This window comes from Haemophilus pittmaniae, assembly GCF_900186995.1.
In the GTDB taxonomy this organism is placed as follows: domain Bacteria; phylum Pseudomonadota; class Gammaproteobacteria; order Enterobacterales; family Pasteurellaceae; genus Haemophilus_D; species Haemophilus_D pittmaniae.
This window is the reverse complement of record NZ_LT906463.1, coordinates 584,777-598,976: the sequence shown is the minus strand read 5'-3', so window position 1 is coordinate 598,976 and position 14,200 is coordinate 584,777. Positions and strand designations below refer to the sequence as shown.

Below are 14,200 nucleotides of genomic sequence, written 5' to 3'. Positions count from 1 at the left end.
TTAATTTGGCATACCTACCGCCCAAGCAAACGCCCTATCCATTAATAAAGTTTTTGCAAAAACATGATGTAACTATTTGATTTTATTACAAATGATTTAAAAATCGATTTTCTTGGGAAAATTTGCTGATAAGACAATCAAATAGCCAGAATCTTTTTGAAAGATAGCCTAACTACAGGTATACTTAGGCCTTCATTTTGTTAACGTTTTACCTAAAAGACAGAGAGTCAAATGCAAGAATTTATGCCTGAGGCAATTGAATTTGCCCAAAAACACACTTTATTAACCGTGGCTTGGATTGCCGTTTTCGTAATGACGATTCTCAGCTTAGTAAAAGGCGCCACTCAAAAATATAAAACCATTTCAAACGCCGAAGCTATCACGCTAATGAATGATAAAGAAGCGTTAGTCGTTGATTTACGCTCTTTAGATGAATTTCAACGCGGCCATATTATCGGCAGTATCAATTTAATTCCGGCCGATATCAAAAGCCAAAATGTCGGAAAAATCGAACATCACAAAGAAAAACCGCTGATTGTGGTGGATGTTAACGGTACACTTTCCAACAATAGTGCCGAATCATTGGCTAAACAGGGCTTTACTCAGGTTTACGTATTAAAAGACGGACTTGCCGCCTGGGCCGGAGCTAACTTACCTTTAGTAAAAAAACATAAATAGGAATTTACGATGAGCGAACAAAATCAAGCTACAACCGAAGAACAACAAGCTGTTTTACAAATTCAACGTATTTACGTGAAAGATGTGTCTTTTGAAGCGCCGAATTTACCACATATTTTCCATCAAGAATGGAAACCAAAACTCGGCTTTGATCTAAGCACCGAATCCGTACAGGTGGGTGATGATCTTTATGAAGTGACATTGAATATTTCTGTTGAAACCACTATGGAAGACTCCGGTGATGTTGCTTTCATTTGTGAAGTGAAACAATGCGGCGTATTCACTATTAGTGGTTTGGAAGAAGTGCAAATGGCTCACTGCCTCACTTCTCAATGTCCAGGCATGCTTTTCCCTTATGCGCGTGAATTGATTTCAAGCCTAGTCAACCGTGGTACCTTCCCAGCACTGAATCTTTCTCCGGTTAATTTCGATGCCTTGTTTATTGAATATATGAATCAACAGCAAGCTGCAGCCGAAAATGCACCGCAGGAAGAGGAAGTAAAACACTAATCCAACAACAGGCAGACATCGCGTCTGCCTTTTATTTATCTGAAAACTATGAATCCAATCAGCATTCTCGGTAGCGGTTCTTATGGTACTGCTTTGGCAATTTCTTTTAGTCGTAATGGTTCACCAGTGCATCTATGGAGTCATAATGCGGCCCATATAGAGCAAATGCAGCAGGAACGTCAAAATCGTCGTTTTTTGGCCGGTATCGATTTTCCTGAGAAATTACATTTAGAATCCGATTTAGCTAAAACTATTCAGGCCTCCCAAGATATTTTAATTGTTGTTCCAAGTCATGCTTTTAATGAAACCTTATTGGCCATTAAGCCATATTTACAACCTCATCACAGATTAGTTTGGGCAACCAAAGGTTTGGAACGCAATAGCGGACGCTTACTACAAAATGTAGTCGAAGAGATCTTAGGTACAACCTACCCACTCGCCGTATTATCCGGTCCAACCTTTGCCAAAGAATTGGCACAAGGCTTGCCGACAGCAATTACTCTAGCTTCTGCGGATCAGCAATTTGCCCAACAGTTACAGCAACGCATCCATTGCAGTAAAAATTTCAGGGTTTATCTCAATCATGATATGGTTGGAGTGCAATTGGGTGGGGCTATTAAAAATGTGATCGCTATTGGTGCCGGTATTTCCGACGGAATGGGATTCGGAGCAAACGCACGTACGGCATTGATTACACGAGGTATCGCCGAAATCAGTCGACTAGGAGTTGTTATGGGCGCAAATCCAACAACCTTTATGGGCATGTCCGGATTGGGTGATTTAGTATTAACTTGTACAGATAACCAATCACGTAACCGCCGTTTCGGTTTAATGCTAGGACAGGGTGTTTCCGCACAGGCGGCAATGGATGAAATAGGGCAAATTGTGGAAGGATTTTATAACACTAAAGAAGCCTATTTATTAGCTCAACGACAAGGTGTCGAAATGCCAATTAGCGAGCAAATTTATCAAATGCTATTTTGTGGAAAAAGTGCACAAGAGGTTGTTTTAACCTTACTCGGAAGGGAACAAAAAGGAGAATGAGCATGGCTTTGGAAGTTTGGAAAGATATTCGTCATGAAGCACAACAATTAGCAAGCAACGAGCCTATGTTGGCTAGTTTTTTTCATTCCACTATTTTAAAACACCAAAATTTAGGTAGTGCGCTCAGCTATATTTTGGCTAATAAGTTAGCTAATGCCATTATGCCGGCAATTGCCTTACGGGAAATTATTGAAGAGGCTTACCAGGCACAACCAAGTATCATTGAATGTGCCGCTTGTGATATTCGAGCAGTACGTCAACGTGATCCGGCCGTTGATTTATGGTCAACACCATTGCTCTATTTAAAAGGTTTTCATGCATTGCAAAGTTATCGAATTACGCATTTCCTATGGAAACAAAACCGTCGCTCTTTAGCGCTTTATTTACAAAACCAGATTTCTGTAGCTTTTGATGTCGATATTCATCCAGCGGCTCAGATCGGCCATGGCATTATGTTTGACCATGCCACGGGTATTGTTGTAGGCGAAACTTCAGTAATAGGAAATGATGTATCTATTTTACAGGGTGTTACCTTGGGTGGTACCGGTAAGGAATCTGGCGATCGCCATCCGAAAGTACGAGAAGGAGTGATGATTGGTGCTGGAGCAAAAATTCTTGGTAATATTGAAGTGGGAAAATATGCCAAAATCGGTGCAAATTCTGTAGTTTTGCAACCAGTTCCTGAATATGCCACCGCAGCCGGTGTGCCCGCTAAGATTATTAGTAAAGATAAAGGTGCCAAACCGGCCTTTGAAATGAATCAATACTTTATTGATGATGCCATCAATTTAAATATTTAAATCTTAGGCCGCCGAAACGCGGTCTTTTTTATTGCTATATAGCCCATATTTTTCCTTACTCAAGAAAAAAGCTCCATCCTCATTTGTACAAGACATTTCATATAACAATTCTGTATTGGCTAAACGAATGGTGTTTCTAATACCAATAATTAGTAAAATTATTCCCATTGGTATCAATATTAAAAACAAATATGTCACATTATCTCTTCATTAGTAAAAAATGCTAATTTACCGAATCTATTATTTTATCCTTGAAAACAACAATCTATTTTGATGTATATAAAAAGCGGCTAATCTTTGGGAGATTAGCCGCGAAAATTAACCGCTATTTAACAAAAGCTAATTAGCGTTTGTTTTTAACTAATTTTTCAGTAAGTTCGTAAGCACGAAGTTTTGCCAGTTCCTTGGACAGTTTAGCCACAAGAAGTTCATGATCCGCATCAGCAACGTGAGCCACAATATTTTCTTCAGCTCGGCGTTTTGCTTCTAAAATTCGATTAGAATCAAGTTCCGTACCGCGGATTGCCACATCGGCAAGTACAGTAACAACTGTTGGTTGTACTTCTAAGAAACCACCGGAAACATAAATAACTTCTTCCGTACCATCTTCCAAAGTCAGTTTCACAATACCAGGTTTAATTGCCGTTAATAACGGCGTATGACCTGGTAAAATTCCAAGCTCACCTTCTACACCTGTAGCTTGAAGTTGTTTAACCTCACCCGAGAAGATTTTCTGCTCCGCACTCACTATAACGAGTTTTAATGTTGCCATTTTTGTTCTCCTTCAATGACTTGAAGTGATTACATATTTTTGGCTTTTTCTAGCACTTCTTCGATTGAACCTACCATGTAGAACGCTTGTTCTGGAATATGGTCGTATTCACCGTCTAAGATACCTTTGAAACCGCGAATAGTGTCTTTTAATGACACATATTTACCAGGAGAACCGGTAAACACTTCGGCAACGAAGAATGGCTGTGATAAGAAACGTTCAATTTTACGTGCACGAGCCACCACAAGTTTGTCATCTTCAGACAATTCATCCATACCAAGAATAGCAATGATATCTTTGAGCTCTTTATAGCGTTGTAGGATACCTTGTACGCCACGAGCAACATCATAGTGCTCTTGACCAACTACTAATGGATCTAATTGACGTGAAGTAGAATCCAATGGGTCAACTGCAGGATAAATACCTAAAGACGCAATTTGGCGGCTTAATACAACAGTTGAGTCTAAGTGAGCAAAGGTTGTTGCCGGAGATGGGTCAGTTAAGTCATCCGCTGGTACGTATACCGCTTGAACGGAGGTAATAGAACCGGTTTTGGTTGATGTGATACGTTCTTGCAATACCCCCATTTCTTCAGCTAATGTTGGTTGGTAACCTACCGCTGATGGCATACGACCTAATAACGCAGATACTTCTGTACCAGCAAGGGTATAACGATAAATATTATCCACGAAGAATAATACATCACGACCTTCGTCACGGAATTTTTCAGCCATGGTTAAACCAGTTAATGCAACACGAAGACGGTTACCTGGTGGCTCATTCATCTGACCGTAAACTAAGGATACTTTATCTAACACGTTAGATTCTGTCATTTCATGGTAGAAGTCGTTACCTTCACGAGTACGTTCACCTACACCAGCAAATACAGAGTAACCAGAGTGCTCAATCGCAATATTACGGATCAATTCCATCATATTTACGGTTTTACCTACACCTGCACCACCGAATAAACCAACTTTACCACCCTTAGCAAATGGACAGATTAAATCGATAACCTTAATACCTGTTTCTAATAACTCGGTACTATTTGATTGCTCTTCATAGCTTGGTGCTGCACGATGAATAGACCAATTTTCTTCTGCGCCAATTTCTCCACGCTCATCAATTGGTTCACCTAGTACGTTCATAATACGGCCTAAGGTTTTAGTTCCTACCGGTACTTGAATAGGATTACCAGTATTTTCAACTTTTAAGCCACGTTTTAAACCGTCAGACGTACCGAGTGCGATACAACGAACCACACCACCGCCTAATTGTTGTTGAACTTCAAGGGTTAAGCCTGATTCAACTTTTAATGCATCATAAACTTTTGGTACTGCATCTTGTGGAAATTCAACGTCAATCACCGCACCGATGATTTGAACTATTTTACCTGTTGCCATTACCGTTCCTCTTTTCCTTAAATTGCTGCCGCACCGGCTACAATTTCATTTAATTCATTTGTAATACTTGCTTGACGAGCTTTGTTATAAACTAATTGCAAGTCATTAATTAAGTTACCCGCATTATCGGTTGCAGCTTTCATCGCAACCATACGCGCAGCCTGTTCAGAAGCAAGATTATCCACCACGGATTGATATACCTGAGATTCCAAATAACGAGTCAATAAACTATCCAATAAAACTTTTGGATCTGGCTCATAAAGGTAATCCCAAGCACTTTGTCTTTCATTTAAGTTATCGGTTTCTAGTGCAGGTAACGGAACCAATTGTTGGAAGTTTGGTGTTTGCGACATGGTATTTACAAATTTGTTGTATGCAATATAAATAGCATCTACTTCACCATTTTTATAAGCATCAAACATTCCTGTTGCTACACCAATCAATTCTTCCAATGTTGGATTATCACCTAAACCAGAATGTTGTCCACGTACGGATAATCCCAATGAACGAAAAAAGTTAATGCCTTTTGAACCAATTAGACCCAATTCAACATTTACGCCTTTATTTTTCCATTGTTTAATTTCCGTCATGACGGTTTTGAACAAGTTAATATTCAAACCGCCACACATTCCACGGTCAGTAGAAACAACTAAAATACCCACTTTTTTTACTTCACGTTCGATTAAAAATGGATGTTTATAACCGATACTTGCTTTCGCTACGTGGCTGATAACATTACGTATTGTTTCAGAATACGGACGAGACGCCGCCATACGATCCTGCGTTTTACGCATTTTCGAGGTCGCCACCATTTCCATTGCCTTCGTAATTTTTTGTGTACTCTGGACACTGGCAATTTTGGTTTTTATCTCTTTTGCACCTGCCATCTTATTTCTCCGTTGAGCTTATTACCACGCGCTATTAGCTTTGAAATTATCCAAAATGGTTTTCAATGTGTTTTTGATTTCATCATTGTAATTACCGGTTTTGGTTAAGTCAGCTATAAATTCACCATGATTACGATGAACATAATCTAAAAGCGCAGACTCAAAACTTGCAATTTTTTGCAATTCCACATCTTCAAGATAACCAAATTCAACAGCGAAAAGTAAGACTGCTTGCTCACCGACACTTAACGGTGCATATTGTTTTTGCTTCAATAATTCAGTTACTTTTTCACCGTGAGAAAGCTGTTTACGGGTTGCATCATCAAGATCAGATGCAAATTGGGCAAACGCTGCTAATTCACGATATTGCGCTAATGCGGTACGAATACCACCAGCTAATTTTTTAACTACTTTAGTTTGCGCCGCACCACCTACACGAGATACCGAAATACCTGGGTTTACCGCCGGACGAATACCTGAGTTAAACAAGTTGGATTCTAAGAAGATCTGACCATCAGTAATAGAAATTACGTTGGTTGGAACGAATGCAGAAACGTCACCCGCTTGAGTTTCAATAATTGGAAGAGCGGTTAAAGAACCAGTTTTTCCTTTTACTGCACCTTGAGTAAATCTTTCTACGTATTCTTCATTTACACGTGCAGCACGTTCAAGTAAACGTGAGTGTAAATAGAATACGTCACCTGGATATGCTTCACGACCTGGTGGACGACGTAATAATAATGAAATTTGACGATAAGCAACGGCTTGTTTTGACAAGTCATCGTAAACGATTAACGCATCTTCACCGCGATCACGGAAATATTCACCCATTGCACAACCAGCATAAGGCGCTAAATATTGTAATGCAGCAGATTCAGATGCTGATGCAGCCACTATGATAGTGTTTGCGAGAGCTCCATGTTCTTCCAACTTACGTACTACGTTTGCGATAGTTGAAGCCTTTTGGCCAATCGCTACATAGATACATTTTATACCTGAATCACGTTGGTTAATGATTGCATCAATTGCTAATGCTGTTTTACCTGTTTGACGGTCACCGATAATTAATTCGCGTTGCCCACGACCAATTGGGACCATGGAGTCGACCGCTTTATAACCAGTTTGTACTGGCTGATCAACAGATTTACGATCAATAACCCCAGGAGCAATAACTTCAACAGGAGAAAACCCATCGTTTTCAATTTCACCTTTACCATCAATTGGCTGGCCAAGGGTGTTGACTACTCGGCCTAATAAACCACGACCAACTGGCACTTCAAGGATACGACCTGTACATTGTACTTCCATACCTTCAGCTAAATCTGCATAAGGGCCCATTACTACCGCACCCACAGAGTCACGTTCAAGGTTAAGAGCCATCGCATAACGATTGCCTGGTAAGGAGATCATTTCACCTTGCATTACATCACTTAAGCCGTGGATACGGATAATCCCATCACTAACAGAAACGATTGTTCCGGTATTACGGGCTTCGCTCACCACATCGAATTGAGCTATGCGTTTTTTAATCAATTCACTAATTTCAGTCGAATTTAGTTGCATCTTGTATTCCTCTTATAATTGCAACTCATTTGCGAGACGAGTAAGCTGCCCACGACTACTTCCGTCAATCACAAAATCTTCTGTACGAATAACGACACCAGCAATCAATGCGCTATCTACATTGCAATTTAATTTCACTTTGCGAGCTAATCTTTTTTCCATTGCCACTGCAATTTTTTCGATTTGTTTTGCACTCAATGGTTGTGCAGAAGTTACTTCAACTTCTGCAATAGCTTGGTGTTCTTCTGCATAATGCTTAAATTCTTCAAACACAGCAGGAATAGCACTCAAACGCTTATTTTCAGCCATTAACCGAATAAGATTTTGCCCATATTGATCCAATTGTTCGCCACAAATAGAAATTACTGTGTCAGCTAATTTCTGTGCAGAAAGAGAACTACTTAAGTAAGCTTTTACAGTTTCATTTTCAGCTACGGCTGCAGCAAAACCTAACATTTCAGTCCACTTTTCGATCGCACTTTGTTCTATGGCAAAGTCGAATGCAGCTTTTGCATAAGGGCGAGCTATTGTAGTTAATTCTGACATAAGCTAAGCCTCTTATAACTCTGCAACTAATTTATCAATAATGTCATTGTTTGCCGCTTCATCAATAGAACGACCCACAATTTTCTCAGCACCAGCCACGGCCAATGAAGCCACTTTAAGACGTAATTCTTCTTGAACACGTTTACGTTCAGCTTCTACTTCGGCATAACCTTGAGCAATAATTTTTGCTTTCAGTTCTTCAGCCTCAGCTTTAACTTCATCCAAAACTTCATTACGACGTTTATTGGCAGCATCTAAAATTTCTTGAGCTTGAACTTTTGCTTTAGAAATTTCCTGTTCAGCAAGAACCTTATTATCGGCTTGCTCTTTTCTTGCTGCTTCAGCTGATGCCAAGGCATTTGCAATTTGGCCCTGACGTTCCTCAATTGCTTTAATAATTGGTGGCCATACATATTTAACGCAAAACCATACAAAGATGATAAATGCTATAGTTTGGCCAATTAATGTTGCATTAATATTCACAACATACCCCCTTCTTTAATAGGCTGTTTGTTGTTTATTAACCTAATAATGAGGCAAATGGGTTTGCAAATGCAAAGTACAAGCCGATACCAACTGCAATCATAGCAATCGCATCCAATAGACCTGCAACGATAAACATTTTTGTAAGTAGTGAGTTAGCTAATTCAGGTTGGCGAGCTGCAGATTCTAGGTATTTACCACCTAAAAGACCGAAGCCAATTGCAGTACCTAAAGCAGCAAAAGCAAGCATAATTGCAGATGCAATAATTGTTGCACTAATTACAGTTTCCATAAGATTTCTCCAAGTTGAGTTAAGGCTTTCGCCCGGTTTGTGAATAAAAAAGTTAATTAATGTTCGGCTTTGTTATAAGCGATACTGAGATAAACAACAGTTAACATCATGAAAACAAAGGCTTGCAACGTTATAACCAAAATATGGAATATAGCCCAAACTAAATGCAATGGCACTCCCATAGCAGCAACGAAAGCATTAGCTGAATACATCACTGCGATAAGAATGAAAATCAACTCACCAGCATACATATTACCGAACAAACGTAAAGCAAGAGAGACTGGTTTTGAAATTAAAGTAACAGACTCTAATAGTAAGTTTACGGGAATAAAAGCCCAATGATTAAAAGGATGTAACGTATATTCTTTAACCAATCCTGTAACACCTTTAGATTTCACGGTATAAAATAGAATTAGAATAAATACAGAAATAGACATTGCGAAGGTCATGTTCATATCTGTAGTAGGCACGGCACGTACAGGAATATGATGATCTCCGCTAATTAAAGCAAAAAGTTGAGGGATGTAATCAACAGGTACAAGGTCAATTGCATTCATTATAAACACCCAAACGAAGATAGTTAATGCTAACGGCGCAATAACCCCTCGTTTTCCATGATAGTTTTCACGAACGACACCATCTATCCATTCTACAGCCATTTCAACAGCACACTGCAATTTTCCTGGAACACCAGTTGTCGTTTTTTTAGCTACTTTATAAAAAATACCAATAAAAACTAAACCGCAAACGATAGAAAAGAAAAATGTATCTAAATTAAAGGTCCAAAATCCTTCCCCTGTGGTTAGGTAAGTCAAATGGTGCTGGATATACTCAATCGAGGTTTGTCCTGACATAATAAATACCCTGTATAAAAAATAATAAAATGGATGCTGTTTTATCTAAACAAAAAAGGAAGCAAATTATTCAATATTAATGCCACCATAAAACCGCTAAAAAACAGTAAAAAATTAGTAATTTCAAACCATTTAAAGAAGGCTATAACCAACAAAATAGTGAATAGAAACTTAACCGCTTCAGCAAGATAAAATGAGGTTAGCTTCGTTGATAGCTGTTTTTGCCAACAGAAAACAATGCAAAAAAAAGCAATAAAAGGCAATAAAATACTCAAAAAACCAAGAGAAAACGCTATCGCACCCTTCCATTGCCAAACGCTTAAACCTAAAAATAAAACTATCAATAGAATGGTTTCAATAGCCAAGGCTTTTATGTAATTATTTTTGGCTTGGTATAAAACCTGAGACATACTATAATATATATATATAGAAAAAAACTTCTCGATTATACTCCGCTAAAGAGTAGATTCAAATTCGAAAACGAAAAAATGTTAACTAAATCACATTTTTAGATGATTATTTGATCACTATTAAATGCCGCTCCCCCACAAGTTCAGGTACGCTCAAAGTTATTACATCCTTAATTTCAAATTTTTTGTCTAATTCTTGAACTTCATCTTCGTGATAAATGCCTTTCAAAGCATAAAAATACCCATTTTCTTTTGGCAAATGATGACACCAATCCGTCATATCTTTTAACGAAGCGAATGCACGACTTAATACACCGTCGAATTTTTGTTCAGGTTGGTATTCTTCAACACGGCTAAGAATAGGTTCTACATTTGTTAGTCCTAACTCACGTACTGCATTTCGAATAAAGCTAATACGCTTACCTAAACTATCTAACAAGACAAATTGCTTGGTGGGGTTAATAATGGCTAAAGGCAGGCCAGGCAAGCCTGGACCGGTTCCCACATCAATAAAACGTTCCCCTTGTAAATAAGGACTAACAACAATACTATCCAAGATATGTTTCACTAACATTTCCTGTGGATCACGTACAGAGGTTAAGTTATAGGCTTTATTCCATTTATTGAGTAATTGTACCAACTGGATCAGTTGATCTTTTTGTAGATCTGTTAATTGGATTTCTGCTTGAGTCAGTAAATTTTCGAGTTTTGCTTTCATTTTTCTATCTATCTTGTCTGTTGTCGCCATTCTACTTGAAAATGCCTACCTTGAAAGATTATTTATTCTGGCTTGCCAAAATATTCCCTAAATTCGTTTCCAACCAATCTACCAATTCGAACATCTTATTGGAAGCTTCAGCCCCAAATTCTGTTAATGTGTAATCCACTTGCGGTGGCACGGTATTATAGGATTTACGAATTAACATCCCGTCTGCTTCCAATTCTTGCAGAGTTTTCGTTAACATTCGCTCGCTTACACCATCAATAGCTCGGCGAAGTTCACTAAAGCGTTTTGTGCCAGAATGTAAACTCACTAATACTAATCCCCCCCAACGACTGGTTAAATGATTCAAAATTTGCCGAGAAGGACAGTCTGAAGCTAATACATTGCCACGCTCAAAAATTTTTTCCATTTTTAATTCCTTAAAAATCAACAAGTTAAAAATTATTTTAAAAAAACCTCAAAAACTTACGTTTATGTAAGTACTTCTCAAAAGTAAGTATTGAAATATAATACGTCACATCAAGCGAACAATCAAATGTTCAAACATCATTTCAACTTAACGAGAAGGAAAACATCATGACAACTAAAACTATCGCAATTACTGGTGCAACAGGTCAATTTGGCGCAATCGCATTAGACTTATTAAAAGCAAAACAAGCAAACGTCATCGCGCTTGTACGCTCTCCAGAAAAAATTTCAGGTGTAGAAGCCCGCAAATTTGATTATTCAAAAACAGAAGGACAAGTAGAAGCGTTACAAGGTGTAGATACATTAATTTTAGTATCAAGTAATGAAATAGGTCAGCGTTTTGTACAACACAACAACGTAATTAAATCAGCGAAAAAAGCCGGCGTGAAACATATTATCTATACCAGCTTACTCGGTGCAACCAACGGCAACACAGTGAAATCTCTTGCCGGTGAGCACGTTGAAACTGAAGCTGCACTAAAAACCTCAGACATTACTTACACTATTTTACGCAATGGTTGGTACACCGAAAACTACACGGCTTCAATTCCGGCGGCATTAGCAAACAATGCTTTCTACGGTTCAGCAAAAAACGGCAAAATTTCGTCTGTACTTCGTGCAGAACTTGCTGAAGCAGCGGTAAACGTTGCATTAAGTGAAGGGCATGAAAACCAAACTTACGAGCTTGCCGGATCAACCAGCTGGACATTAGCCGATCTTGCCGCAGAAATCAGCAAACAAACAGGTAAAGATATCCCTTACGTGGATATTCCTGCAGCAGATTATGCTGCAGCACTTGTGCAAGCGGGATTAGATGAAGGCTTTGCAGGCTTAATTGCACAATGGGATGTGGATGCGTCAAACGGTGCATTATTCTCAGAAGACAAAACCCTTGAAAAATTGCTTGACCGTCCAACAGCAGGATTGGATGTAGCAGTGAAACAAGCTTTATCCCACTAATAACATTTAACTAAAACAAGGTGCGGTTATTATCGCACCATTTTTAAATGGCATTTGTTTATTCGGGAAGTAATAAAAATAAGGAGAATGATCTGCCCCCAAAAAGTTAGACTGATTTAGTTCAAGGACTGAGTCCTTCTAGTTTCCCCTGAATACGCTCATGGTTGTAATAATGAATGTACTCGAGAATTGTTTTTCCGGTTATTTGAACGTCTCAAATAGTTTACCGTAATAATATTCCGTTTTTAATCGTCCTTTTGCTTTATGATTATATCCCTCATATCAAACATTGTCTTATTTTAGCACCTCACCAAAAATTTTCGGAATAAATATTGACTTTAACCTTAGGTCAAGGTTTATGATTCGTGCTCATTCAGTTATCACATAGGAGAAAAACATGAAAAAACTTATGACTTTTATCACACTTAGCGCTGCTGCAGTTTCAATTTATGCCCAAGCTAATGAACAACCGCATCAAGCACACATGAATATGCCAATGTCGACAGATTCTGCAATGCAACAAGAATTAATGCAAGGTATGAGTCAAATGCATCAAGACATGATGGCAGCTGCGCAATATAAAGATCCTGATGTTGCTTTTGCAGCAGGTATGTTGCCACACCATATTGGCGCAGTAAAAATGGCGGAAGTTGAATTAAAATACGGAAAAGATCCTGAGATGCGTAAGCTTGCTGAGAATATTATTAACGCACAACAAGCGGAAATTGAACAAATGCAAAAATGGCTTAAAGCGCACAATAAAAAATAAAAAAGCTCCGTAAAATAATCTGCCCCCAAAAGTTAGACTGATTTAGTTCAAGGACTGAGTTCTGTAATTCACAGAGCTCAGCCCTTTTAGTTTCCCCTGAATGCGCTCATGGTTGCAATAACGAATGTACTCATGAATCGTTTTTTCCAGTTGTTAGAACGTCTCAAATCATTTACCGTAATAACATTCCGTTTTTAATCGTCCAAAGAAGCTTTCCATCGCACTATTATCTAAACAATTTACCTTCCTTGACATACTCTGTTGAATGCCATTCTCTCGTAAAATCGCCTGATAACCGACCATTTGATACTGCCATCCTTGGTTAGAATGCAAAATTGGTTTTGTGCCTTCAAGCCTTGTTACAGCTTGTATCACGTTAAGTTTAAATTCAGGTGAGTAATTTCACTTCTTACCCAGCGATGCTAACCTATTGATTCTATTATAATTAAATTGGTTAACCCAACATTCTGATGTTGTTTCGGCAAGTTGAAAATGCCTGCGGGTAAGTGAACGATTTTTACCATTTTGAAGATAAAATTCGATGACTTGTTGTTTGAAAAGAAAATTGTATTTAGTCATAAAAAATCTGCACCTTAGGTAGTTGGTTGTTTAGTCTAACTTTTGGGGTGTAGATCATGTTTTGAATTAATAAATACACAAGACGAATTAGAAGCTACAGGCAAAGCAAAAATCACGCCGGCGTTTAATTTACCGTCTAAATTTGTACTACACACAGTTGGGCCAATTATTAATAAAAACGTCAGTGAAAATGACCGCACTTTACTGGCTGATTGTTATCGTTCATGTTTAAAACTTGCTAAAACAAGCGGTTTAAAATCGGTCGCTTTTTGCTGCATCAGCACTGGTGAATTTCGTTTTCCAAATCAACAAGCAGCAGAAATAGCTGTTCAAACCGTACAAGATTTCTTGGCTAAAAAACCTGAAATGAGCGTGATCTTTAATGTATTTAAGGAGATTGATCTAGCTATTTACCAAAAGTTACTTCAGGAAAAAGCACCTGCAATATCAGCATAACG

At 38.4% G+C, this 14,200-nt stretch carries 18 protein-coding genes and 2 pseudogenes; 7 read left to right on the top strand and 13 right to left on the bottom strand.

Going from position 1 to position 14,200, the window contains the following annotated elements; translation table 11 throughout:
• Positions 1–231 precede the first annotated feature (231 nt).
• From CKV74_RS03155 to cysE, 4 genes are read left to right on the top strand one after another with little or no spacing between them, the layout of a single operon-like run.
• Complete coding sequence (locus CKV74_RS03155; RefSeq protein WP_095176731.1) at positions 232–678, top strand: rhodanese-like domain-containing protein; 447 nt, start codon at positions 232–234, stop codon at positions 676–678.
• Positions 679–687: 9 nt separating this feature from the next.
• On the top strand, positions 688–1,188 hold the full coding sequence (secB, locus tag CKV74_RS03150) for a protein-export chaperone SecB (RefSeq protein WP_007242472.1): 501 nt from the start codon (positions 688–690) through the stop codon (positions 1,186–1,188).
• 48 nt (positions 1,189–1,236) lie between these two features.
• Complete coding sequence (gene gpsA, locus CKV74_RS03145; protein ID WP_007242333.1) at positions 1,237–2,232, top strand: NAD(P)H-dependent glycerol-3-phosphate dehydrogenase; 996 nt, start codon at positions 1,237–1,239, stop codon at positions 2,230–2,232.
• 2 nt (positions 2,233–2,234) lie between these two features.
• Complete coding sequence (gene cysE, locus CKV74_RS03140; protein WP_007242493.1) at positions 2,235–3,032, top strand: serine O-acetyltransferase; 798 nt, start codon at positions 2,235–2,237, stop codon at positions 3,030–3,032.
• A 343-nt stretch (positions 3,033–3,375) separates the two neighbouring features.
• On the opposite strand, the gene CKV74_RS03135 is transcribed toward cysE, so the two are convergent.
• From CKV74_RS03135 to CKV74_RS03085, 11 genes are all read right to left on the bottom strand, one after another.
• Positions 3,376–3,804 (bottom strand): F0F1 ATP synthase subunit epsilon, encoded by a 429-nt coding sequence (locus CKV74_RS03135; protein ID WP_007242412.1) that lies wholly within the window; start codon positions 3,802–3,804, stop codon positions 3,376–3,378.
• Positions 3,805–3,833: 29 nt separating this feature from the next.
• A complete protein-coding gene (gene atpD, locus CKV74_RS03130; protein ID WP_007242485.1) occupies positions 3,834–5,207 on the bottom strand; it encodes a F0F1 ATP synthase subunit beta in 1,374 nt (457 codons plus the stop codon).
• A 17-nt stretch (positions 5,208–5,224) separates the two neighbouring features.
• Entirely contained in the window at positions 5,225–6,094 is an 870-nt protein-coding gene (gene atpG / locus CKV74_RS03125) for a F0F1 ATP synthase subunit gamma (protein WP_095176730.1), read from the bottom strand.
• A gap of 21 nt (positions 6,095–6,115) precedes the next feature.
• The gene (gene atpA, locus CKV74_RS03120) at positions 6,116–7,657 is read right to left on the bottom strand and encodes a F0F1 ATP synthase subunit alpha (protein ID WP_007242450.1); all 1,542 of its coding nucleotides are present in this window, start codon (positions 7,655–7,657) and stop codon (positions 6,116–6,118) included.
• Positions 7,658–7,669: 12 nt separating this feature from the next.
• Positions 7,670–8,203, bottom strand: a complete 534-nt coding sequence (gene atpH / locus CKV74_RS03115) for a F0F1 ATP synthase subunit delta (RefSeq protein ID WP_007242380.1) — start codon at positions 8,201–8,203, stop codon at positions 7,670–7,672.
• 12 nt (positions 8,204–8,215) lie between these two features.
• Positions 8,216–8,686, bottom strand: a complete 471-nt coding sequence (gene atpF / locus CKV74_RS03110; protein ID WP_007242441.1) for a F0F1 ATP synthase subunit B — start codon at positions 8,684–8,686, stop codon at positions 8,216–8,218.
• A gap of 37 nt (positions 8,687–8,723) precedes the next feature.
• Complete coding sequence (gene atpE / locus CKV74_RS03105) at positions 8,724–8,978, bottom strand: F0F1 ATP synthase subunit C (RefSeq protein ID WP_005699353.1); 255 nt, start codon at positions 8,976–8,978, stop codon at positions 8,724–8,726.
• 56 nt (positions 8,979–9,034) lie between these two features.
• Positions 9,035–9,832: a F0F1 ATP synthase subunit A gene (gene atpB / locus CKV74_RS03100; RefSeq protein WP_095176729.1), complete on the bottom strand. Its 798-nt coding sequence runs from the start codon at positions 9,830–9,832 to the stop codon at positions 9,035–9,037.
• A 41-nt stretch (positions 9,833–9,873) separates the two neighbouring features.
• Positions 9,874–10,242 carry an ATP synthase subunit I gene (locus CKV74_RS03095; protein WP_095176728.1) on the bottom strand — a complete coding sequence of 123 codons (369 nt, stop codon included), beginning with the start codon at positions 10,240–10,242 and terminating at the stop codon, positions 9,874–9,876.
• 106 nt (positions 10,243–10,348) lie between these two features.
• The gene (gene rsmG, locus CKV74_RS03090; protein WP_039847806.1) at positions 10,349–10,960 is read right to left on the bottom strand and encodes a 16S rRNA (guanine(527)-N(7))-methyltransferase RsmG; all 612 of its coding nucleotides are present in this window, start codon (positions 10,958–10,960) and stop codon (positions 10,349–10,351) included.
• Positions 10,961–11,018: 58 nt separating this feature from the next.
• On the bottom strand, positions 11,019–11,375 hold the full coding sequence (locus CKV74_RS03085; protein WP_007242356.1) for a winged helix-turn-helix transcriptional regulator: 357 nt from the start codon (positions 11,373–11,375) through the stop codon (positions 11,019–11,021).
• Positions 11,376–11,542: 167 nt separating this feature from the next.
• Between CKV74_RS03085 and CKV74_RS03080 the strand changes: the two genes are divergently transcribed.
• Positions 11,543–12,394, top strand: coding sequence for an SDR family oxidoreductase (locus CKV74_RS03080; RefSeq protein ID WP_007242389.1), 852 nt, complete (start codon positions 11,543–11,545; stop codon positions 12,392–12,394).
• Positions 12,395–12,515: 121 nt separating this feature from the next.
• On the opposite strand, the pseudogene CKV74_RS03075 reads toward CKV74_RS03080, so the two are convergent.
• Positions 12,516–12,649 (bottom strand): annotated as a pseudogene (locus tag CKV74_RS03075) (IS3 family transposase); the annotation flags it as partial.
• Positions 12,650–12,791: 142 nt separating this feature from the next.
• On the opposite strand from CKV74_RS03075, the gene copM reads away from it, so the two are divergent.
• On the top strand, positions 12,792–13,163 hold the full coding sequence (copM, locus tag CKV74_RS03070) for a CopM family metallochaperone (RefSeq protein WP_095176727.1): 372 nt from the start codon (positions 12,792–12,794) through the stop codon (positions 13,161–13,163).
• A 42-nt stretch (positions 13,164–13,205) separates the two neighbouring features.
• Here copM and CKV74_RS10650 read toward each other — a convergent pair.
• Positions 13,206–13,532 (bottom strand): annotated as a pseudogene (locus CKV74_RS10650) (transposase); the annotation flags it as partial.
• A gap of 252 nt (positions 13,533–13,784) precedes the next feature.
• On the opposite strand from CKV74_RS10650, the gene CKV74_RS03060 reads away from it, so the two are divergent.
• Positions 13,785–14,198, top strand: a complete 414-nt coding sequence (locus tag CKV74_RS03060) for a macro domain-containing protein (RefSeq protein WP_007242373.1) — start codon at positions 13,785–13,787, stop codon at positions 14,196–14,198.
• Positions 14,199–14,200 lie beyond the last annotated feature (2 nt).